The 21,793-nt window shown below is 73.2% G+C and carries 18 protein-coding genes; 9 read left to right on the top strand and 9 right to left on the bottom strand.

Features of this window, described 5'->3' with window-relative positions:
• Positions 1–24: 24 nt before the first annotated feature.
• Genes narI through AB0C21_RS34910 form a run of 5 tightly spaced genes read right to left on the bottom strand, consistent with a single transcriptional unit; the run spans position 25 to position 8,163 of the window.
• Positions 25–795: a respiratory nitrate reductase subunit gamma gene (gene narI / locus AB0C21_RS34930; protein WP_500210117.1), complete on the bottom strand. Its 771-nt coding sequence runs from the start codon at positions 793–795 to the stop codon at positions 25–27.
• Positions 792–1,478 carry a nitrate reductase molybdenum cofactor assembly chaperone gene (gene narJ, locus AB0C21_RS34925; RefSeq protein WP_500210115.1) on the bottom strand — a complete coding sequence of 229 codons (687 nt, stop codon included), beginning with the start codon at positions 1,476–1,478 and terminating at the stop codon, positions 792–794. The genes narI and narJ overlap by 4 nt, the downstream gene beginning before the upstream one ends.
• Entirely contained in the window at positions 1,475–3,214 is a 1,740-nt protein-coding gene (narH, locus tag AB0C21_RS34920; protein ID WP_500210114.1) for a nitrate reductase subunit beta, read from the bottom strand. Before narH ends, narJ begins: the two co-directional genes overlap by 4 nt.
• The gene (locus tag AB0C21_RS34915; protein ID WP_500210112.1) at positions 3,214–6,906 is read right to left on the bottom strand and encodes a nitrate reductase subunit alpha; all 3,693 of its coding nucleotides are present in this window, start codon (positions 6,904–6,906) and stop codon (positions 3,214–3,216) included. The genes narH and AB0C21_RS34915 overlap by 1 nt, the downstream gene beginning before the upstream one ends.
• A gap of 15 nt (positions 6,907–6,921) precedes the next feature.
• Complete coding sequence (locus AB0C21_RS34910; protein ID WP_500210110.1) at positions 6,922–8,163, bottom strand: MFS transporter; 1,242 nt, start codon at positions 8,161–8,163, stop codon at positions 6,922–6,924.
• 286 nt (positions 8,164–8,449) lie between these two features.
• On the opposite strand from AB0C21_RS34910, the gene AB0C21_RS34905 reads away from it, so the two are divergent.
• Positions 8,450–11,212 carry an FAD-binding and (Fe-S)-binding domain-containing protein gene (locus tag AB0C21_RS34905; protein ID WP_500210151.1) on the top strand — a complete coding sequence of 921 codons (2,763 nt, stop codon included), beginning with the start codon at positions 8,450–8,452 and terminating at the stop codon, positions 11,210–11,212.
• Between the two features lie 30 nt (positions 11,213–11,242).
• Here AB0C21_RS34905 and AB0C21_RS34900 read toward each other — a convergent pair whose 3' ends face one another.
• A complete protein-coding gene (locus tag AB0C21_RS34900; RefSeq protein WP_500210108.1) occupies positions 11,243–11,989 on the bottom strand; it encodes an IclR family transcriptional regulator in 747 nt (248 codons plus the stop codon).
• Positions 11,990–12,083: 94 nt separating this feature from the next.
• Between AB0C21_RS34900 and AB0C21_RS34895 the strand changes: the two genes are divergently transcribed.
• The 3 genes from AB0C21_RS34895 to dmpG are packed head-to-tail and all read left to right on the top strand — an operon-like array spanning position 12,084 to position 14,871.
• On the top strand, positions 12,084–12,881 hold the full coding sequence (locus AB0C21_RS34895) for a 2-keto-4-pentenoate hydratase (protein ID WP_500210106.1): 798 nt from the start codon (positions 12,084–12,086) through the stop codon (positions 12,879–12,881).
• A gap of 56 nt (positions 12,882–12,937) precedes the next feature.
• Positions 12,938–13,825 (top strand): acetaldehyde dehydrogenase (acetylating), encoded by an 888-nt coding sequence (locus tag AB0C21_RS34890; protein WP_500210105.1) that lies wholly within the window; start codon positions 12,938–12,940, stop codon positions 13,823–13,825.
• Positions 13,822–14,871 carry a 4-hydroxy-2-oxovalerate aldolase gene (dmpG, locus tag AB0C21_RS34885; RefSeq protein ID WP_500210104.1) on the top strand — a complete coding sequence of 350 codons (1,050 nt, stop codon included), beginning with the start codon at positions 13,822–13,824 and terminating at the stop codon, positions 14,869–14,871. Before AB0C21_RS34890 ends, dmpG begins: the two co-directional genes overlap by 4 nt.
• Positions 14,872–14,877: 6 nt before the next feature.
• Here the strand turns inward: dmpG and AB0C21_RS34880 are convergent, their stop codons facing one another.
• Positions 14,878–15,537 carry an HAD family hydrolase gene (locus AB0C21_RS34880; protein ID WP_500210102.1) on the bottom strand — a complete coding sequence of 220 codons (660 nt, stop codon included), beginning with the start codon at positions 15,535–15,537 and terminating at the stop codon, positions 14,878–14,880.
• A 93-nt stretch (positions 15,538–15,630) separates the two neighbouring features.
• On the opposite strand from AB0C21_RS34880, the gene AB0C21_RS34875 reads away from it, so the two are divergent.
• On the top strand, positions 15,631–16,221 hold the full coding sequence (locus AB0C21_RS34875) for a TetR/AcrR family transcriptional regulator (RefSeq protein ID WP_200842427.1): 591 nt from the start codon (positions 15,631–15,633) through the stop codon (positions 16,219–16,221).
• A gap of 7 nt (positions 16,222–16,228) precedes the next feature.
• Here the strand turns inward: AB0C21_RS34875 and AB0C21_RS34870 are convergent, their stop codons facing one another.
• A complete protein-coding gene (locus AB0C21_RS34870) occupies positions 16,229–17,080 on the bottom strand; it encodes a universal stress protein (protein ID WP_500210101.1) in 852 nt (283 codons plus the stop codon).
• A 107-nt stretch (positions 17,081–17,187) separates the two neighbouring features.
• Between AB0C21_RS34870 and AB0C21_RS34865 the strand changes: the two genes are divergently transcribed.
• Positions 17,188–17,742 (top strand): Rv1733c family protein, encoded by a 555-nt coding sequence (locus tag AB0C21_RS34865; protein ID WP_500210100.1) that lies wholly within the window; start codon positions 17,188–17,190, stop codon positions 17,740–17,742.
• A 111-nt stretch (positions 17,743–17,853) separates the two neighbouring features.
• Entirely contained in the window at positions 17,854–18,597 is a 744-nt protein-coding gene (locus AB0C21_RS34860) for an aquaporin (protein ID WP_500210098.1), read from the top strand.
• 39 nt (positions 18,598–18,636) lie between these two features.
• On the opposite strand, the gene argG is transcribed toward AB0C21_RS34860, so the two are convergent.
• A complete protein-coding gene (gene argG / locus AB0C21_RS34855) occupies positions 18,637–20,085 on the bottom strand; it encodes an argininosuccinate synthase (RefSeq protein ID WP_500210097.1) in 1,449 nt (482 codons plus the stop codon).
• Between the two features lie 853 nt (positions 20,086–20,938).
• Between argG and AB0C21_RS34850 the strand changes: the two genes are divergently transcribed.
• The gene (locus tag AB0C21_RS34850; protein WP_500210095.1) at positions 20,939–21,196 is read left to right on the top strand and encodes a hypothetical protein; all 258 of its coding nucleotides are present in this window, start codon (positions 20,939–20,941) and stop codon (positions 21,194–21,196) included.
• Positions 21,196–21,759: a hypothetical protein gene (locus AB0C21_RS34845; protein WP_500210093.1), complete on the top strand. Its 564-nt coding sequence runs from the start codon at positions 21,196–21,198 to the stop codon at positions 21,757–21,759. Before AB0C21_RS34850 ends, AB0C21_RS34845 begins: the two co-directional genes overlap by 1 nt.
• Positions 21,760–21,793: the final 34 nt, after the last annotated feature.

Below are 21,793 nucleotides of genomic sequence, written 5' to 3'. Positions count from 1 at the left end.
GAGTCCGGCACCGCCCCGGGTCTGTCAGGCCCGCTCCCACCCGCGGCGGGGCCGGTGCATGCCGAGCTGCTCGTCGCGGCTGCGGTAGACGATGTAGGGGCGGGTCAGGTAGCCGATCGGTGCGGTGAGCATGTGCACCAGCCTGGTGAACGGCCAGATGCCGAACAGGACGAGCGCGCTGATCGCGTGGAGCTGGAACAGGATCGGCACGCCGGTCATCAGCGCGGGGTCGGGCCGCAGGTAGAAGATCGACCGGAACCAGGGGGAGACCGTCTCCCGGTAGTCGTAGCCGCCGCCGATGATGTTCGCGACGACGGTCGCGGACAGGCCGAGGAGGATGGTCAGCGCGAGGACGGCGTACATGAGCTTGTCGTTGCGGGTCGTGGCGGAGAACACCGGCCCGACCGTGCGGCGGCGGTAGATCAGGATCGCCAGTCCGGCCAGCGTGCAGAAGCCGGCGATGGTGCCGAGCACCACGGCCACGATGTGGTACATGTCCTCGGTCACGCCGGCGGCCCGCGTCCAGCTGTCGGGGATCAGCAGCCCGCCGACGTGGCCGAGCGCGACGACGAGGATGCCGAAGTGGAACAGCGGGCTGCCGATCCGCAGCAGCCGCCGCTCGTAGAGCTGGGACGAGCGGGTCGTCCAGCCGAACTTGTCGTAGCGGTAGCGCCAGATGTGCCCGAGGACGAACACCGCCACGGCGACGTAGGGCAGGGCGACCCAGAGCAGGATGCCGCCGACGCCGGGTTCGCCGCCGCTCTCGGCGGCGAGGACGGGCAGGTCGCTGGTCATGAGCGGGCTCCAAGGACGGGATCGGGCAGGAAGACGGGCCCCATGGCGGTCGCGTCGGCGCCGTAGGGGGCGAGGCCGACCTCCTCTTCCGGCGGGCCTTCGGCGATGAGCCGGGCGACGGCCTCCTCGGTCCGCCCGGTCAGCGGCGGCAGCGTGGCCGCGACGGCGTCCAGGACGTCCTTCCACGGCGAGCCGGACTCGGTGAGGGACAGGCGCAGGAGCTCCAGGCCGGCGCGGTGCTCCAGGAGCAGCCGGCGGCCCTGGGCGAGGTCGCCGGTGGCGGCGAACTCCAGCACGACGGACAGGTGGTCGGGCAGCTCGCCCTCGTCCAGGTCGAGCCCGGCCGCCTGGTACGCCTGCTTGAACCGCACCAGGGCCATGCCGCGCTTGCGGGTGTCGCCGTAGGCGTAGTACGTGAGGTACAGGCAGCAGCGTTTGCGGTGGTCGAACGTGGCGACGTAGTCGGCCGCCAGCTCGCGCGGCGGGGTCGCGTCCAGATGGTCGAGGAAGCGGCCCAGCGGCTCCGCGACGGGCGCGGGCAGGCCCGCCACGGCCCGGCGCAGCAGCGGCCGCCGCCCGAGCAGCTCCTCGTCGGGGTAGCCGAGCAGCAGCGAGGCCGCCTGCCAGGCGGTGGCCAGCTCGGCATCGCTGAGGCCGGATTTGCTCGCGGGTCTGATCTTCACGGCTTGGGCTCCGTTTCCGCGTCGCCCGAGTCCGCGGGCGGGTTGCCGCCGTCCGGGCCCGGGCCCTCGTCCTTGCGGGCGGGGAACAGCCCGGCCGGGGCGCCCTTGCCGTCCCAGTTCAGCAGGTTGACGCGCTTGTGCTTGTCGGCGGGGTCGACCGGGTTGTCGGAGGTCTGCCGCTCCCTGAGCATGTGGAAGTTCTCCACCGCGATGGGGCTGGGACCGCCGGACGCCTCGCCGAACGGCCCGGAGCCGCCGCCCATGCCGGCCCCGCCCATGCCCGGCCCGCCCTCGTAGTCGAGGGCGCACTCGGTCGCCAGTTCCTCCAGGCCGTGGGCCTGCTCGGCGTGCGCGGTGGGGATCACGTACCGCTCGTCGTACTTGGCCAGCGCCAGCAGCCGGTACATGTCGTACATCGCCTCCCCCGACATCCCGACCCCCTGGGGGATCGTCTCGTCGGGCTCGCGGCCGAGGTTGATGTCGCGCATGTAGGACCGCATCGCGGCCAGCCGCCGCAGCACGGCGTCCACCGGGGCGGTGTCCCCGGCGGTGAACAGTTCGGCGAGGTACTCGACCGGAATGCGCAGCGCGTCGATCGCGGCGAACAGGTTCCCCTTGTCCTCGGCGTCGTGGCCGGTGTCGCGGACGACGTCCACGACCGGCGACAGCGGCGGGATGTACCAGACCATCGGCATCGTCCGGTACTCCGGGTGCAGCGGCAGCGCCACCTTGTAGGTGTTGATCAGGGCGTGGATCGGGGAGCGCTGCGCGGCCTCGATCCAGTCGGCCGGGATGCCGTCGCGCTCGGCCGCCGCCACGACCTCCGGGTCGTTCGGGTCCAGGAACACCTGCCGCTGCGCCTCGTAGAGGCCGGTGTCGTCCGGGGTGGACGCGGCCTCCAGCACCCTGTCGGCGTCGTAGAGGACCAGGCCGATGTAGCGGAGCCGCCCCACGCAGGTCTCCGAGCAGACGGTGGGGATGCCGACCTCGATGCGCGGGAAGCAGAACGTGCACTTCTCGGCCTTGCCGGTGCGGTGGTTGAAGTACACCTTCTTGTACGGGCAGCCCGACACGCACATCCGCCAGCCGCGGCAGCGGTCCTGGTCGACCAGGACGATGCCGTCCTCGGTGCGCTTGTAGATCGCGCCGGACGGGCAGGACGCCGCGCAGCTGGGGTTGAGGCAGTGCTCGCAGATCCGCGGCAGGTAGAACATGAAGGTCTTGTCGAACTCCATCTTCACCTTGTCGGAGATCTCCTTGAGCAGGACGTCCTTGTCGCCGTGCTCGATCGAACCGCCGAGGTCGTCGTCCCAGTTCGCCGACCAGGAGACCTTCATGTCCTCGCCCGACAGCAGCGACTTCGGCCGCGCGACCGGCGTGTGCTCCTGCAGGGGCGCGTTGGTGAGGGTCTCGTAGTCGTAGGTCCAGGGCTCGTAGTAGTCGTCGATCCCGGGCAGCTTGGGGTTGGAGAAGATCGTCAGGAGCTTGCGGAGCCGGCCGCCGCCCTTGAGGGCGAGCCGGCCGCGCCGGTTCAGCGTCCAGCCGCCGCGCCAGCGCTCCTGGTCCTCGTACCGCCGGGGGTAGCCCTGCCCGGGCCGGGTCTCGACGTTGTTGAACCACACGTACTCGACGCCGCTGCGGTTCGTCCACGCCTGCTTGCAGGTGACCGAGCAGGTGTGGCACCCGATGCACTTGTCGAGGTTCATCACCATCGACATCTGCGCCATGACCCGCATCAGTACTGCACCTCCTGGGAACGGCGGCGGATGACCGTGACCTCGTCGCGCTGGTTGCCGGTCGGGCCGAGGTAGTTGAACGCGAACGACAGCTGCGCGTAGCCGCCGATGAGATGGCTCGGCTTGATCAGCAGCCGGGTGAGCGAGTTGTGGATGCCGCCGCGGCGCCCGGAGGTCTCCGAGCGCGGGACGTCGATCAGCTTGTCCTGCGCGTGGTACATGTACACCGTGCCCTCCGGCATCCGGTGCGACACGATCGCCCGGGCGACGACGACGCCGTTGCGGTTCACCGCCTCGATCCAGTCGTTGTCGCGCACGCCGATCTTCGCGGCGTCCACCCCGCTCATCCAGATCACCGGGCCGCCGCGCGACAGCGACAGCATGAACAGGTTGTCCTGGTACTCGGAGTGGATCGACCACTTGTTGTGCGGGGTGAGGTACCGGACGGTCAGCCCCAGCTCGCCGGTCTCGCCGAGCTCGGGCTCGCCGAACAGGGCGGACATGTTGAGCGGCGGCCGGAACGTCGGCAGCTGCTCGCCCAGCTCGGCCATCCAGTCGTGGTCGAGGTAGAAGTGCTGCCGCCCGGTCAGGGTGTGCCACGGCTTGAGCCGCTCCACGTTGATCGTGAACGGCGAGTACCGGCGCCCGCCGGCCTCCGACCCCGACCACTCCGGGGAGGTGATGACGGGGACGGGACGCGCCTGGGTGTCGGCGAACGTGATCTGCTTGCCCTCGTGCTCGGCGGCCAGATCGGCCAGGCGCTGCCCGGTGCGCCTCTCCACCGCCCGGAAGCCCTGGGTGGCCAGGTGCCCGTTCGTGGTCCCGGACATCGCCAGGATCGCCTCGCAGGCGTGCACGTCCCGCCGCAGCGACGGGCGCCCGTCCGCCGGGCCGCCCCGCACCACGCCGTTCTTGTGCTTCAGGTACTGGACCGCGCCCTCCATGTCGAAGGTGACGCCCTTGGTCGTCGCGCCGAGCCGCTCGGCGAGCGGGCCGAGCGCGGTCATCTTCGCGGCGACGGCCGGGTAGTCGCGCTCCACCGTCACCAGCTTCGGCATCGTCACGCCGGGGATGGGCTCGCATTCGCCCTCGGCCCAGTCGGCGACGCGCCCGTGGGGGGTGGCCATCTCGTCGGGGGTGTCGTGCAGCAGCGGCACGGCGACGACGTCCTTGCGGACGCCCAGATGCCGCTCGGCGAGCCGGCTGAACTGGACGGCGATGTCCTGGAAGGCACGCCAGTCGCTCCGGGTCTGCCACGGCGGCGCGATCGCCGGGTTGAACGAGTGCACGAACGGGTGCATGTCGGTGGTGTTGAGGTCGTGCTTCTCGTACCAGGTCGCGGCCGGCAGCACGATGTCGGAGTAGACCGTGGTGCTGGTCATCCGGAAGTCCAGCGACAGCAGCAGGTCCAGCTTCCCGGCCGGGGCCTCGTCCCGCCAGACGACCTCCTTGGGGCGCTCGTCCGGCGGCGTCTCCTCCGCCCGTACGGCGTCGGCGGCGCCGAGCAGGTGCTTGAGGAAGTACTCGTTGCCCTTGGCGGACGAGCCCAGCAGGTTGGACCGCCACACGGTCAGGACGCGGGGGAAGTTCTCGGGGGCGTCGGGGTCCTGGCAGGCGAACTTCAGCCGGCCGGCCTTCAGCTCGTCCACGATGTGCTCGCCGGCCTGCCTCCCCGCGGCCTCCGCCTCGTCGGCGAGGGTGAGCGGGTTGCGGTCGAAGGTCGGGTAGGACGGCATCCAGCCCAGCCGCGCCGCCTTCGCGATCACGTCGGCCGTGGACCGTCCGGCGAGCTGCCCGCCGCCCGTCGCCGCCGAGAGCGTGCCCGCGTCGAACTGGTCGTAGCGGAACTGGTCGGAATGCAGGTACCAGAAGGCGGTGCCGATCATCTGGCGGGGCGGGCGGGACCAGTCCAGCCCGAACGCCAGCTGCGCCCACCCGGTCACCGGGCGGCACTTCTCCTGGCCGACGTAGTGCGCCCAGCCGCCGCCGTTCACGCCCTGCCCGCCGGTCAGCGTGGTCAGCGCGAGGAACGTCCGGTAGATGGTGTCGGAGTGGAACCAGTGGTTGGTGCCCGCGCCCATGATGATCATCGACCGGCCGCGGGACTCCTCGGCGTTCGCCGCGTACTCGCGCCCGATCCGCTCGGCCGCCTGCGCGGGGACGCCGGTGATGGTCTCCTGCCAGGCCGGCGTGCCCGGCTCGGACGCGTCGTCGTACCCGGACGGCCAGGAGCCGGGCAGGCCGCCCCGCCCGACCCCGTACTGGGCGAGGAGCAGGTCGTAGACGGTGGTGACGAGGTGGCCGCCGACGTCCCGGACCGGCACGCCCCTGCGGAGCGTCCCCGGCGCGCCGTCGATGCCGTCGAACCGGGCGAGCTCGATCTCGACGGCCTCGCCGCCCTCGACCGACAGCAGCGGGTCGGCGTCGCCCAGGTCCAGGTTCCACTTGCCCACGCCGGCGTCGCCGTACCGGAAGCCGAGCGACCCGTTCGGCACCAGCGGATGGCCGGTGTTCGCGTCCAGGATCACGGTCTTGAACGCGGCGTGCTCTGACTCGGCCTCGGCGCCCGGCAGGTCGGCCGCGGTGAGGAACTTGCCCGGGACGCAGACGCCGTCGCGCTCCTCCAGCCGCACGAGGAACGGCAGGTCGCTGTAGCGCTTGACGTAGTCGGCGAAGTACGGCGCCTGCCGGTCGACGAAGAACTCCTTGAGGATGACGTGCCCCATGGCCATCGCAAGGGCGCCGTCGGTGCCGGGCTGGGCCGCCAGCCACTCGTCGGCGAACTTGACGTTGTCGGCGTAGTCCGGGGAGACCGCCACGACCTTCTGGCCCCGGTAGCGGGCCTCGGTCATCCAGTGCGCGTCCGGCGTCCGCGTCACCGGCACGTTGGAGCCCCACATGATCAGGTAACCGGCGTCCCACCAGTCGCCCGACTCGGGCACGTCGGTCTGGTCGCCGAACACCTGCGGGGACGCCACCGGGAGGTCGGCGTACCAGTCGTAGAACGACAGCATCGTCCCGCCGATCAGCGACACGAACCGGGCGCCCGACGCGTGCGACACCATCGACATCGCCGGGATCGGGGAGAACCCGGCGACCCGGTCCGGGCCGTACTCGGCGATCGTGTGGACGTGCGCGGCGGCGATCATCTCGGTCGCCTCGTCCCACGACGCCCGCACCAGCCCGCCGCGGCCCCGCGCGCCCTTGTAGACCCGGCTCTTCTCCGGATCGGACACGATCTCGCGCCACGCCTCCACCGGATCGCCCGTCCGCGCCCTGGCCTCCCGGTACATCTCCAGCAGGACCCCGCGCACGTACGGGTAGCGCACGCGCGTCGGCGAGTAGGTGTACCAGGAGAACGACGCGCCCCGCGGGCAGCCGCGCGGCTCGTACTCGGGGCGGTCCGGGCCCACCGACGGGTAGTCGGTCTGCTGCGCCTCCCAGGTGATGATGCCGTCCTTGACGTACACCTTCCAGGAGCAGGACCCGGTGCAGTTCACCCCGTGCGTGGAGCGCACGACCTTGTCGTGCGACCAGCGGTCCCGGTAGAACGCGTCCGCCTGCCGCCCGCCCTTCTTGGTCATGGTCCGCAGATCCGGTGAGACCTGCGCGCGGGTGAAGTACCGCCGCGTGCTCACCAGTGCGTCTTCCAGCGGGCCGTCCAGTCCGGGCCGGCCATCGGTCGAGCTCAACTCTGCTTCCCTTCCCTATGCGGCTTGGCGGCTCTGCACCGCGCGGCGCACGACCGTGGCGGTGAACACCGCCGCGGCCGCGGCCACGAGCGCGAGCGCCACGAGTCCTGCGGCGTACGAGCCGTAGCTTCCGTAGACGAAGCCCATCACCAGCGGCGGGACGAACCCGCCCAGGCCGCCCGCGGCGCCGACGACGCCGGTGACCGCGCCGACCTTGCTCACCGGGGTGAGCTGCGCGACCAGCGCGAACGTCGCGCCGCTGCCGGCGCCGAGCGCGGCGGCCATGGCGAGGAACGCGATCGTCCCGAGCGGCATCAGCGGGGGCGCGGACGCCTGCGCCGCCGCGCCCGCCACCGTCACGGCGAGGGCCGCGGTCATCACCCGGGCCGCGCCGATCCGGTCCGACAGCCATCCGCCGATCGGGCGCATCACGACGGCGAGCAGGACGAAGCCCGCCATCCGGTTCGCGGCGTCCGCCTGCGACAGCCCGTACTCGGTCTTCAGATATGTGGGCAGATACACCGAAAACGCAACATAGCCCCCGAAGGCCACCGCGTACAGGGCCGACATCTGCCAGGTCACGCCCATCCGGGCCGTCGCGACCAGCCGCTTGGCGAGCGGCTCGGTCGGCGCGGTGCGCCCCGGGGCCTCCCGCAGGACGAGCCACGCGGCCGCCGCGTACACGGCGAGCAGCACGGCCATCACCACGAACGGGAACTCCATCCCGTACCGGTCGACCTCCTTGACGGTCGTCAGCGCGCTGATCGCGGTACCGCCCATCCCGGCGCCGAAGATCCCGACCGCCAGCCCGCGCCGCTGCGGCGGGAACCAGGCGTTCACGAACGGTACGCCGACCGCGAACGTCGTGCCGGCGATGCCGAGGAAGAACCCGCCCACCAGCAGCGACGCCAGCGACGAGGTCCCGGCCAGGCCCAGGTAGAGGACGGGCACGATGGTGAACAGCGAGACCGCCGGGAACATCACCCGCCCGCCGAACCGGTCGGTCAGCGCGCCGACCGGGATCCGCCCCAGGGAGCCCACGACCACGGGCACCGCCACGAGCAGCGACTGCTCGAACGACGACAGGTCCAACGAATCCTTGAACCGCGGGCCGAGGGGGCTCAGCAGCGCCCACGCCCAGAAGTTGACCGCGAACCCGATCGTGGCCATGACCAGCATGACCATGGGGCGTCCGCCGTCACCGCCCGCCCCGGTCTCCGCGGGGCCGGCCTCCGCCGCCCGCCGTGTCCCACTCACCGTGTCCCCTGCCTCCGTCAGCCCGATTTCGGGGGGCCTTCCCCATACGTCACGCGGATAACCGTGATCGGTTTCCGCCGCTTCACCCTCGTGGAGCGCGGTGACGCGCGGTAGGGACCTTGGTCCCGACGAAGGCCCCGCGAGGACGCGGGAGCCCGGCGACCGGCGGCGCGCGCGATGACCTACCGTTGTCACCGTGACCGACCATCGTGAGCACGGCGAACTGGTGGAGGCGCTGCGGGCGGCCGGGGTCGGCGGGGTGGACGACTCGGCGCTCGCGCGCTCCATGTACTCCTCGGACGCCTCGCTGTACCGGGTGCCCCCGAAGGTCGTGGTGACGCCCCGTGAGGCCGGCGAACTGCCGGCCGTGCTGGCGGTCTGCCGGGACGCCGGGGTACCGCTCACGATGCGGGGCGCCGGGACGTCCATCGCGGGGAACGCGGTCGGGCCGGGGGTCGTCGTCGACGTGAGCCGGCACCTGAACCGGGTGCTGGAGATCGACCCCGAGGCGGGCACGGCGCTGGTCGAGCCCGGCATCGTGCAGGCGGACCTGCACCGGGAAGCGGCCGGGCACGGGCTCCGGTTCGGGCCCGATCCCTCGACCCGGACGCGGGCCACGCTCGGCGGGATGATCGGCAACAACGCGTGCGGGTCGCGGGCGCTCGGCTACGGGCGGACGAGCGACAACGTGCTCGGCCTCGACGTCGTCACCGGATCCGGGGAGCGGCTCCGGCTGGGCGACGTGCCGGGGGCGCGCGCGGACAGCGTGCTGCTGGAGCGGCTGCGCGGCCTGGTGGGCGAGAACCTGGCCCTCGTCCGGACGGAGTTCGGGCGGTTCGGGCGGCAGGTCTCCGGATACTCCCTGGAGCACCTCCTGCCGGAGAGGGGGTTCGACGTCGCCCGGGCGCTGGTGGGCAGCGAGGGGACGCTCGCGCTGACGCTCGCGGCGCGGGTGCGGATGGTCCGGGAGCCCGCGCACCGGGCGCTGGTGGTGCTCGGGTACGGGTCGATGGCCGAGGCGGCCGACGCCGTCCCGGCGATCCTGCCGCACGGCCCGGTCGCGTGCGAGGGCCTGGACTCGCGGATCGTGAACGTCGTGCGGGAGCGGCGGGGCGCGGGCGCGGTCCCGCCGCTGCCGTCCGGCTCCGGCTGGCTGCTGGTGGAGCTGGCCGGGCCCGAGGCCGGGGCGCTGCGCTCCACGGCCCGCGAGATCGTCGCCGCGTCCGGCTGCGCCGACTCGGCGCTCGTCGAGGACATGGCGCTGGCCGACGCGCTGTGGCGGATCCGCGAGGACGGCTCCGGGCTCGTCGCGCGCACGCCCGCCGGCGAGCAGGCCCACGCCGGGTGGGAGGACGCGGCCGTCCTGCCCGAGCGTCTCGGCGCCTACCTGCGGGAGTTCGAGGCGCTCCTGGCCGGCTACGACCTGTTCGGCGTCCCGTACGGGCACTTCGGCGACGGGTGCATCCACGTCCGGATCGACTTCCCGTTCGGGCGGGCCGACGGGACGCGCGTCTTCCGCGACTTCCTGAACGACGCGGCCTCGCTGGCGGCCCGGCACGGCGGCACCATGTCCGGCGAGCACGGCGACGGGCGGGCGCGCAGCGAACTGCTGCCGCACATGTACTCGGCCGAGGCGCTGGCGCTGTGCTCGGCCGTCAAGGACGTCTTCGACCCCGACGACCTGCTCAACCCCGGCATCATCGTCCGTCCGGCGGCCGTGGACGCCGATCTGCGCGCCGTGCGGACGATCCCGCTGGACCGGGGCCTCGCTCTCGCCTACCGGGACGACCGCGGCGACCTGTCCCGGGCGGTGCACCGCTGCACCGGCGTGGGCAAGTGCCGCGCCGACAACACCGGCGCGGGCGGCGTGATGTGCCCGTCCTACCTCGCGACCCGCGAGGAGAAGGACTCCACGCGCGGGCGGGCCCGGGTCCTGCAGGAGGTCGTCAGCGGCAAGCTCGGACCGGACGGCTGGCGCTCCGAGGCCCTGCACGACGTCCTCGACCTGTGCCTGGCGTGCAAGGGCTGCGCCTCCGACTGCCCGACCGGCGTCGACATGGCCTCCTACAAGGCGGAGGCGCTGCACCGGCGGTACCGGGGGCGGATCCGGCCGCGCTCCCACTACGCGCTCGGCCTGCTCCCCCGGTGGACGCGGCTCGCCGCCCGGGCGCCCGCGACGATCAAGGCGGTGAACGCGGCGCTGCGGTCGCGGGCGCTGAGGCCGCTGCTCGCCTGGGGCGCCGGCATCGACCGGCGGCGGACGCTCCCCGCGCTCGCGCCCGTGACGTTCCGGCGCTGGTTCGCCTCCCACCGCAGCCCCGAGGGGCGCAACGGCGACGTCGTCCTGTTCGTGGACAGCTTCACCGACGCCTTCTCCCCGGAGGTCGGCCGGGCGACCGTGCGGGTGCTGGAGCACGCCGGGTACCGCGTCACGGTGACCGAGCGCCCCGTGTGCTGCGGGATCACGTGGATCTCGACCGGGCAGCTGGACGGCGCGCGGGCGCAGGCGCGGCGCACCGTGCGGGCGCTGCTCCCCCACGTCCGGCGCGGCGCCAGGGTCGTCGGCATGGAGCCGTCCTGCACCGGGGTGCTGCGGTCCGACGCCGAGGAGCTGCTGAGAGGGGTGGACGCGGCCGCCGCGCGCGAGGTGGCCGCCGCGACCCGCACCCTGGCCGAGCTGCTCGCCGAGACCCCGGACTGGACGCCGCCCGACCTGTCCGGCGTCACCGGGATCGCGCAGCCGCACTGCCACCACCACGCCGTCATGGGCTGGGCGAAGGACGCCGACCTGCTGAGGGAGGCGGGCGCCGACGTCGAACGCCTCGGCAACTGCTGCGGGCTGGCCGGCAACTTCGGCGTCGAGCAGGGGCACCACGAGGTGTCGGTCGCCGTCGCCGAGCAGCAGCTGCTCCCGGCCGTCCGCAGGACCGGGGACGACGGCGTGGTCCTGGCCGACGGGTTCAGCTGCCGCACGCAGCTGCGCGAGCTGGCGCACCGCGACGGCGAGCACCTCGCCCAGCTCCTGGCCCGCCGCCTGCCGGAGCGCTGACCGCCCGGCGCGCCCGGCCGTCCGGTCGGCCTAACCGCCCAGGGTGCGCGACAGGGTCAGGGCGGCGGTGTGGACGGCCGGGGCGACCGCGGCGAGCCGCATCCGGGTCGCCCAGCCCGACACCGACAGGGCGCCGAGGACCAGGCCCTCAGGGCCGAGGACGGGGCTGGCGGCGCAGACGATCCCGCGGCCCGACTCCTCCCGGTCGTAGGCGACGCCCTCGCGCCGGATCGTCTCCAGCTCCCGGGCGAGCAGCCCCGGCGCGGTCACGCTGCGCTCGCTCGCCTTGGCGAGATCGGACTCCAGCACGCGCTTCACCACGTCCGGCGGAGAGAACGCGAGGATCGCCTTGCCCACCCCGGTCACGTGCGCGGGCAGCCGCCCGCCCACCTGCGACGGCAGCCGCGGCCCGCCGGAGGAGCCGAGGATCTCCACGTAGACGACCTCGCGGCCTTCCAGCACCGCGAGGTGGACGGTCTGGCGGGTCGCCTCCCGCAGGTCCGACATGTACGGGACGGCGGCGTCCCGCAGCACCCGCTGGCGCGGCACCCGCTGCCCGATCTCGAACAGCCGCAGCCCGAGCCGCACCCGCGTGCCGCGGCGCTCCAGCAGCCCGGCGTCCACCAGGTCGAGGGCGATGCGGTGCGCGGTCGACTTCGGCAGGCCGCTGCGGCGGGCGAGCTCGGCGGCGCCGAGGCCGTCGTCCTCCGGCCGGAACGCCGACAGCACCGCGACGACGCGGCGCAGGAAGCTCTCCTCGGACGGGACGGGCGGCATGGAAGAAGTGTCCCACCACGCGGGACGGGCGCGTTGCCCGCGGTGCCCCCGGCGGGAGAGGCTCGGCCTGCCCATACGACGAAAGGACGGCCCCATGGACCCGGGTTCCGTGGAGAAGGCCGCGGCCGCGCTGCTCGACGCGTACGCCACCGGCACTCCCATCTCGCCGCTGACGAAGGACCATCCGGACATGTCGGTGGCCGACGCCTACGCGGTCCAGCTCGCCCAGGTCGAGGCGTGGAAGGCCGCCGGCGCGCGGATCAAGGGCCACAAGGTCGGGCTGACCTCGGCCGCGATGCAGCGCCAGATGGGCGTGGACCAGCCGGACTTCGGCGTCCTGCTGGACACGATGTTCCTGCCGGAGAGCGCCCCCATCGACACCGGCCGCTTCCTGCAGCCCCGGATCGAGCCGGAGATCGCGTTCGTGCTGGGCCGCCCGCTGGCGGGGCCCGGCGCCACCGCGGCCGACGCGGTCGCGGCCGTCGAGTACGTGCTGCCCGCGCTGGAGGTCATCGACTCCCGCATCGCGGACTGGAAGATCACTCTCCCGGACACGATCGCGGACAACGCCTCCAGCGGCGGCGTCGTGCTCGGCACCCGCCCGGTCCGGCTGGACGACCAGGACCTCTCGCTGATGGGCTGCCTGCTGCGGCGCGACGGCGACCTCATCGACACCGGCGCGGGCGGCGCGGTCCTCGGGTCGCCGATCAACGCGCTGGTCTGGCTGGCCAACGTCCTCGGCGAGCGCGGCGTGAGCCTGGAGGCCGGGCACGTGGTGCTGCCCGGCTCGATCACCGCGGCCGTGCCGGTCGCACCCGGAGAGACATTGACGGCGACGTTCGCCGGGATCGGTTCCGTTACCGCCCGGTTTGGAAGGGAGGGGCTGAAATGAGCGAAGCGTCCCGGGGGGCGCGGGGGGTCGCCCCCTCGCAGGGAACAGGGAGCAAGTTGACGGCGGCGATCGTCGGGCCGGGGAACATCGGCACCGACCTGCTGGTCAAGCTCCAGCGCAGCGAGCTGATCGACGTCCACTCGATGGTCGGGGTGGTGCCGGAGTCCGACGGCCTGGAGCGCGCCCGCAAGATGGGCGTCCCGGCGTCGGCGGAGGGCGTGGACTGGCTGCTGAAGCAGCCCACGCTGCCCGACATCGTGTTCGAGGCGACGTCGGCGAAGGCGCACCTGGCCAACGCGCCCCGCTACGAGGAGGCGGGGATCACGGCGATCGACCTCACGCCGGCCGCGACGGGCCCCCTCGTGTGCCCGCCGGTGAACCTGGACTCGCTCTCGGACGCCCCCAACCTCAACATGATCACCTGCGGCGGGCAGGCGACGATCCCGATCGTGCACGCGGTGTCGTCGGTGGTGCCGGTGCCGTACGCGGAGATCGTCGCGTCGATCGCGTCCCGGTCGGCCGGTCCCGGCACCCGCGCGAACATCGACGAGTTCACCGAGACCACGGCCCGCGCGATCGAGCAGGTCGGCGGCGCCGGGCGGGGCAAGGCGATCATCATCCTGAACCCGGTGGACCCGCCGATGATCATGCGGGACACGGTGTTCTGCGCGATCCCCTCCGACGCCGACACCAAGGCGATCGCGGAGTCGATCGAGAAGATGGTCGCGGAGGTCGCCACCTACGTCCCCGGCTACACGCTGCGGGCCGAGCCGCAGTTCGACGAGCCCCGCGACATCTGGAACGGGATGGCCCGCGTCGCGGTGTTCCTGGAGGTCCGCGGCAACGGCGACTACCTGCCGCCGTGGGCCGGCAACCTCGACATCATGACCGCGGCCGCCGCCAGGGTCGGCGAGCAGCTCGCGCGCAGGAAGGCCTCCTCATGAGCGATGTGAACCAGGTGAGCGACGTCAGCGAGAAGATCCGGATCACCGACTCGACGCTGCGGGACGGCAGCCACGCGATGGCGCACCGCTTCACCGAGGAGCAGGTCCGCGGCGTCGTGCACGCCCTGGACGCCGCGGGCGTCGAGGTCATCGAGGTCACCCACGGCGACGGCCTCGGCGGGTCGTCCTTCAACTACGGCTTCTCGCTGGAGGACGACGTCAAGCTCGTCGCCGCCGCCGTGGACGAGGCGACCCGGGCCAAGATCGCCGTCCTGCTGCTGCCGGGGCTCGGCACGGTCAACGACCTGAAGATGGCGCACGACGCGGGCGCGTCCGTCGCCCGGGTCGCCACGCACTGCACCGAGGCCGACGTGTCGCTGCAGCACTTCGCCGCCGCCCGCGACCTCGGCATGGAGACCGTCGGGTTCCTCATGCTGTCGCACCGGGTGGGCCCGCAGGAGCTGGCGCGGCAGGCCCGGATCATGGTGGACGGCGGCGCGCAGTGCGTCTACGTCGTCGACTCCGCCGGCGCCCTCGTCCTCGGCGAGGCGCAGGAGCGGATCAGCGCGCTGGTCAAGGAGATCGGGCACGAGGCGCAGGTCGGCTTCCACGGCCACCAGAACCTCTCGCTCGGCGTCGCCAACTCCGTCCTGGCGCAGCAGAACGGCGCGCGGCAGATCGACGGGGCGCTGTGCGCGCTCGGTGCGGGCGCGGGCAACTCCCCCACCGAGGTGCTGGTCGCGACGTTCGAGCGGCTCGGCGTCCCGACCGGCGTGGACGTGCAGGGCGCGATGGCGGCTGCGGACGACGTGGTGAAGCCGTTCCTGCACCGGCTGCCGTTCGCCGACCGGGGCGCGATCACGCAGGGGTACGCGGGCGTGTACTCCAGCTTCCTGCTGCACGCCGAGCGGGCCGCCGAGCGCTACGGCGTCCCGGCGCACGAGATCCTGCAGAAGGTCGGCGAGGCCGGCTACGTGGGCGGCCAGGAGGACATGATCATCGACGTGGCGCTCCAGCTCGCCGCCGAGCGGGACCGCAAGGCCTAGCGCGGGTCATACCGCGAGGGGGCTGCGGTCAAGGTCGTCCAGCAGGGCGCGGGGGTCGTCGTAGACGGCCGCCGCGCCCGCCTCCTCCAGCTCGGCGCGGCTCCAGCCGCCGGTGAGCACGCACACGCACGGCATGCCCGCGCGCCGGGCCGCCTCGACGTCCCAGCGGGTGTCGCCGACGAACACGGCCTTCGCGGCGGGCACCCCGGCGCGCTCCAGGGCGAGCTGGACGAGGTCGGGCGCCGGCTTGGTCGCCTCCACCTCCGAGCCGGAGGTGGCCTCGTCGATCGCGTCGTCGGCGTCCAGCGCCGCCCGCAGCGCCTTCAGCTCGGGCGCGGCCGCGGAGCTGGCCAGCACGACGCGGCTTCCCCGCCCGGCGCAGGCCCGCAGCAGGTCGGCGGCGCCGTCGAACGCCCGCAGCCGCGACCAGTACTGCGCGTACAGGGCCGTGTGCGCGGTGCGGATGGCGTCGTCGGCGTCCGGGTCCCGGTCCTCCGGGAGCAGGTGGTCGAGCAGCTTGTCCGAGCCCATGCCGATCGCCCGGTGCACGTCCGCCATGGGGACGGTGTGCCCGTGCTGGAGGAACGCCTGCCACCAGGTGGCGGCGTGCAGGTAGTTGGTGTCGACCAGCGTGCCGTCGACGTCGAAGAGCACCGCATCGATCATGCAGCGGCCCCTACCCCGTGCGCCCCCGGGGAATCGGGGCCCGCGCCGATCTCGATCGGTTGCACGGTGCAAGCGTTGGGATAGCGTGGCGTGATGACCCACGAGGAGCCTCGCGCGTCCACACCCCGCGGCCTGGCACGCCGGGAGCAGCTCGTGGGGATCGGGCTCGACCTGCTCGCCGAGGGCGGCTGGGCCGCGCTGACGGCCCGGGCGGTCGCGGACCGGGCCCGGATCCGGCCGGGACTGCTCCACCACTACTTCAACGGGCTGCCGGGCCTGCACGTCGCCGTCGCGCAGCGGGCCAGCGAGACGATCGTCGACCCGGTGGTGGACGCGCTGGTCGCCGCGCCGGACGCGGCGGCCGCGCTGCGGGTGCTGCGCGAGCGCGTCCTGGCCATGCTCGCCGGCGAGCGCAACCTCAGGCTCACCGCCGAACTGCTGGTCCGCGCGCTGCGCGACCCGCGGATGGGCGCCGAGCGGCGGGACTGGGCCCGGGACGTGCGGGCCCGCGTCGCCGCGCGGCTGGAGCACCTGCGCCCCGGCTGGCCCGCCGAGCGCCGCGAGGGCACCGCCATGCTCTTCACCGCCGTGCTGGACGGCCTGCTGCTCCAGCTGATCATCGATCCCGACCTGCCGGCCGATCCGGCCCTGCACGCGACCGAGGCCCTGGTCGCCGACCGCTGACCGCCGCTCAGCCGTGCCGCGCGGGGACGATCGCGACGGCCCGGCGGGCCTCCCGGAGGATCGCCGTGCTGGTCGTGCCGAGCGGGGCGATCCCGGCGCCCCGGTCGCCGAGCACCAGCAGGCCGGCGTCGTCCGCGGCGTCGAACAGCGCCTGCAGGGGGCGCTCCAGCCGCAGCGAGACCCGGATGTCGAGCTCCGGGTACCGCTCGCGCCACGGCGCGACGGCCGCCTCCAGCTCGGCGGCGCGCGTCTTCTCCAGCAGCTCCCGGTCGTGGAACAGCGCCAGCTCGGCCGCGTCGACGGCGGCGGGCTCCCAGCAGGCGTACAGCACGCGCAGCTCCCAGCGGCGCAGCGCCGCCTCCTCGGCTGCGAAGCCGAGCGCCGGGTCGCACCACGCCGACCCGTCGGCGCCCGCCACGACCCGGCGCGGGCCCGCGCCGTCCTTGACGACGACCAGCGGGCGGGACGCCCCCGCCGCGAGCTCCAGCGCCGCCGCGCCCTCCTCCAGCCGCTCGGGCGCCCCGACCACCATCAGCTCCGCGTCGCGGGACTCGTGCAGCAGCGCCTCGCGGGCCGGGCCGCGGACGAGGCGACCGCGCACCGTGCCGGTCGCCCCCAGCTCCCGGGCCCGGCGCCTGCCGCGCTCCAGGAGGTTCCGCCCCGCCCGCATCATGACCGCCTCGGCGCGCGGGTCCCGGTGCTCCGCCGGGTAGGGCCAGTGCCAGCAGTGGCACAGCACCAGGTCGACGCCGCGCAGCCGGGCCTCCTCGATCGCCCAGCGCAGCGCCGTGTCGTTCTCCGCCGTCCCGTCGTAACCGAACAGGACGTGCGCTCGCCCGTCCCTTTCCACGCCCTCCATGTGCCTGCCCTCCTCCTGCCAGTCTGCGCGCTCGCCGCGCGCACAAGAAGAGGCGCGTTCCCGTCCGCTTTCGGAAGCGATTACTGTCACGGGCGAAGGAGGAGGCAATGACAAGGCTTGGACGGGTTCGTCGCCGTTTCGGGTTCGACCGCAACGATCTGCGACGCGGGGTCGACCGCCGCCAGCGGGCGGCCGGGGTCGCCGCCGTGCTGCTGTTCACGGTGCTCGCCCCGCCCGCATCCGTGCTCCTGGCCGCCGACGCCTACCGCAGCGGCGTCCGGGCCGAGCACCGGAACGTCCACCGCATCACGGCACAGATCACCCACACCGAGTCCGAGGGCGGCGCCGGCGTGCGCCACACCTACGCCGAGCTGGCCTGGACGTCCGTCGACGGCCGGACGCGGACCACCGTCGTCCCGGCCGACAAGTCCGTCAGGCCGGGCATGGGGCAGCGGATCTGGGTGGACGCCGCGGGCAACCCGGTCCGGCAACCACAGACCCGCGCCGCCACCGTCGCCACCACCGCCGTGGCCGCGGCCGCGGCGGCCGCCGCCACGGGGGTCCCCCTGCTGGCCGGCTACCTCCTCGTCCGCCGCCGCTGCGACCGCCGCCGCGACGCCCTCTGGGACGAGAGCTGGACGAGCCTGGCCCAGCACGCCTGATCCGTTCCCCAAGCGGCCCCCATTTCCGGGTCACGGCGAGCGCTCCGAGACGATCTTCGCCGCTCCCGGGGGTAGGCCGAGGGCATCTGACCTCGGGGGAAAGGGGAGGCCGTGTTCAGGAGGATCGCGGCGGAGCTCGTGGGCACGCTGCTCCTGGTCTACTTCGCGGTGGGCGTGGCGACGCTGTCGTTCGGCTTCGGCGTCGCCGGCCGGAGCCTCGCGGCGGGCGTCGTCGCGACGGCGCTGGCCTTCGGCCTGGTGCTGCTGGTCCTGGTCTACGCGATCGGGCCGATCTCGGGGTGCCACATCAACCCGGCCGTCACGCTGGGCGTGCTGCTCGCCCGCCGGATCCCGCCGGTCGACGCCGTCGGCTACTGGATCGCCCAGTTCGTCGGCGGCATCCTGGGCGCGCTGCTCCTCTGGGCGACCTTCTCCGGCTCGCCGCTCTACGAGCGCTCCGTGACCGGTCTCGGCGCGGACGGGTGGGGTGCCGCAAGCCTCATCCGCATCGACATGGGCGGCGCGTTCCTCACGGAGGTCGTGCTGACCGCCCTTTTCGTGTTCATCGTGCTGTCCATGACGAGCACGGCGGCCATCCCGTCCGTCGCCGGAGTCGGCATCGGGCTCGCCCTCACGACCGTCCACCTCATCGGCATCCCGATCACGGGGACCTCGGTCAACCCGGCCCGCAGCCTCGGCCCCGCCGTCGTCCTGGGCGGGACGGCCCTGTCGCAGGTGTGGCTGTTCATCGTCGCGCCCCTGGTGGGGTCCGTGGTGGCCGCGGCGCTGCACAGCTTCGTCGGTCCGCCGGAGAAGGAGACCCCGCTCCCGCCCGTCGAGGAGGAGACCCCCTAGCCCGGCGGCAGCGGTTCAACAGGCAGAGCGGGGCGCGGCTCAGTCGGTGCCGGACTCCATGGCGGCGCGGTCCAGGACCTCGGCGTCCCCGGAGTCCTTGCCGCGGGAGGCGATCATCTCGGCGCCGCCCGCCGGCATCGCGCCGATCAGCCCGGTGGAGGCCGCCTGCGCCGCGCCGATCAGGCGCGGGTGCGAGCTGCCGACCATGCCGAGCCCGGCGTACTGCTCCAGCTTGGCGCGCGAGTCGGCGATGTCGAGGTTGCGCATGGTCAGCTGCCCGATGCGGTCCACGGGGCCGAAGGCGGAGTCCTCGGTGCGCTCCATGGACAGCTTGTCGGGGTGGTAGCTGAACGCCGGCCCGGACGTGTCGAGGATGGAGTAGTCCTCGCCGCGCCGCAGCCGCAGGGTGACCTCGCCGGTGACGGCCGTCCCGACCCAGCGCTGCAGGGACTCGCGCAGCATCAGGGCCTGCGGGTCGAGCCAGCGCCCCTCGTACATGAGCCGGCCGAGCCGCCGCCCCTCGCTGTGGTAGGTGGCGAGGGTGTCCTCGTTGTGGATCGCGTTGACGAGCCGCTCGTAGGCCGCGTGCAGCAGCGCCATGCCGGGCGCCTCGTAGATGCCGCGGCTCTTGGCCTCGATGACGCGGTTCTCGATCTGGTCGGACATGCCGAGGCCGTGCCGCCCGCCGATGGCGTTGGCCTCCAGCACCAGGTCGACGGCGGACCCGAACTCCTTGCCGTTGATCGTGACCGGGCGGCCCTGCTCGAAGCCGATCGTGACGTCCTCGGCGGGGATCTCCACGGCGGGGTCCCAGAACCGGACGCCCATGATCGGCTCGACGGTCTCGATGCCGGCGTCGAGGTGCTCCAGCGCCTTGGCCTCGTGGGTGGCGCCCCAGATGTTGGCGTCGGTGGAGTAGGCCTTCTCCGCGCTGTCCCGGTAGGGCAGGCCGCGCTCGAGCAGCCATTCCGACATCTCCGTACGGCCGCCGAGCTCGCTGACGAAGTCGCCGTCCAGCCAGGGCTTGTAGACCAGCAGGGACGGGTTGGCCAGCAGCCCGTACCGGTAGAACCGCTCGATGTCGTTGCCCTTGAACGTCGAGCCGTCGCCCCAGATCTGGACGTCGTCCTCCAGCATCGCGCGGACCAGGAGCGTGCCCGTCACGGCCCGCCCGAGCGGCGTGGTGTTGAAGTAGCTGCGGCCGCCGGACCGGATGTGGAAGGCGCCGCACGCCAGCGCGGCGAGCCCCTCCTCCACGAGGGCGGCCCGGCAGTCGACCAGGCGCGCGACCTCCGCCCCGTACTTGGCGGCGCGGCCGGACACCGAGGCGATGTCGGGCTCGTCGTACTGCCCGATGTCGGCGGTGTAGGCGCACGGGACCGCGCCCTTGTCGCGCATCCACGCGACGGCCACCGAAGTGTCGAGGCCGCCGGAGAAGGCGATCCCGACGCGCTCACCGACGGGCAGGGAGGTCAGCACTTTGGACATGAGCACAAGTATGCACGCTCCTGCATGAACATGCAACGCTGCCGCGCTTCCGCAGGTCCGGGACGGGGAAGTCGTTCACCGCCCGCGCGGCCCGGTCCCATCGGCTCCGCCGCGAAGGCGCCGTGCGACCGCGCGCCGCGGGCGCCGCCCCGGGTCCCGCGCTCGCGGCATTCGGCGCCCGGGACTTCACGACCGGCCAGGAGGGCGGTCGGAATGCGGGACGCCGAGTAGTACCGAACCGCACCGCTTTGAACTTGAATGCACAATGCTCTATTCGTCACACATTCGCCCTTCCGAGATGCGGGGGCGACGCGGCGGCTTGATTATCAGTGACCATGGCACCGGCAATTACCGCGTAAGTTGCACGACCCGGAATGGGAATGACCGTAATATGGCGATCCGCCATCGATGAATGGCCGCTTGTGGCCGATGATTTTCCATTCCGCGCGGCCTCGCGTTCCCTGGTTCATGGCACTGACGACGGCCGGCGGCACGAGTGGAGGACGCGTCCGCCGCGGACCGCCCGAGTCCGGTCCCGCTCGGCCGGCCCCCGGACCGCCGAGCCCGAGCGAGAATTGTCCAGTTACTCCGGATTGCACGGAACGGAAGGAGACGAGATGCGGCCCGTCCGGCAAGCAGGCGTTACCCGCCAAAGCAGTCGAGAGGCGGCGGAACCCCGGGATTGCGGGGCGGCGGGCACGGAGAACCCGGGCGGTCCGGAAGCGAAGTGTTTTCTAACGCCGCCGAGAGCTTTCCATCTGCCGGGCTCCCCGCTCTTCCAAAAGTCGACCCGGTCACGGGAAGATTAGGATCGGTAACGCAGAGCAACCACCAACGGAAGCCAAAACTGATCATGGACACGCCCGTCAACCCCGCTGACCAGGCGTTAGCCCGTCTCCGCGAGGACTTCCAAGGCCACCGGATCTGGCGCGCGACGCGCTACGACGGAAAGCTCGGCGACTGGGTCGCCACGCTGCACGACCCGAAGGCCGGCATTGACCCGACCGTTATATGCACCACCGCGGACGAACTCCGCAAGGTGCTCACCAACGAGCTCAGCCGCGCAGCCTGCCGGCCGACGCCCGTACGCGGCAGCCGGGGGCGCCGGTAATGGGATGGATCGAACCGAAGCATCTCCCTACCGGCGCCTCGGCGTCCTCCATCACGGACCATCTCGACCGGCTCGCACGGGAAGTGGTACGGGAGGGCTGGGAGGCCGTGCCGCGCTACGAGGGGACGCGCCCGTTCCTGCGCGTCTTCGACCCGGCCGTCCCGGGGTTCGGCGAGAGCATCGCGCTCGTCCCCGGGGCGGCGCCGGACCTCTGGTGCTACCGGTCCAGCACCGGAGAGGAGCTGGGCCCGCACACGGACCCGGCCGGCGCGGCCGGGCAGGTCACCCGGATCCTCACGCCTTTCGTGACGGCCGCGCTCGCCCGCCGGGCGCGCCGCCCGGTGCGGAGCGGCGTCGCGCTCCCGGCCCCGCCGCCCGACCCCGACCCGTCCCGCACGAGAACGATCGCCGACCTCCACGCGCGCTTCGGGGTCGTCTGCTGGTGGGGGGCCCACACCAAGGAGTGGTGGGCCCTCATCCCCGGCGCCGCGCGGTGGAGGCTCGTCAACGCGCCCGCTTCGGAGGCCCTCGCCGAGACGATCGCCGCCCACGCGCTCCCGTAGCCCTCCGGGCGGCCGGGGAGGCCGTTCCCTCCCC

This window comes from Spirillospora sp. NPDC049024, from assembly GCF_040649235.1.
Lineage (GTDB): Bacteria > Actinomycetota > Actinomycetes > Streptosporangiales > Streptosporangiaceae > Spirillospora.
Note: the sequence above shows the minus strand (reverse complement) of the source record. Positions and strands in the feature narration are given on the sequence as shown.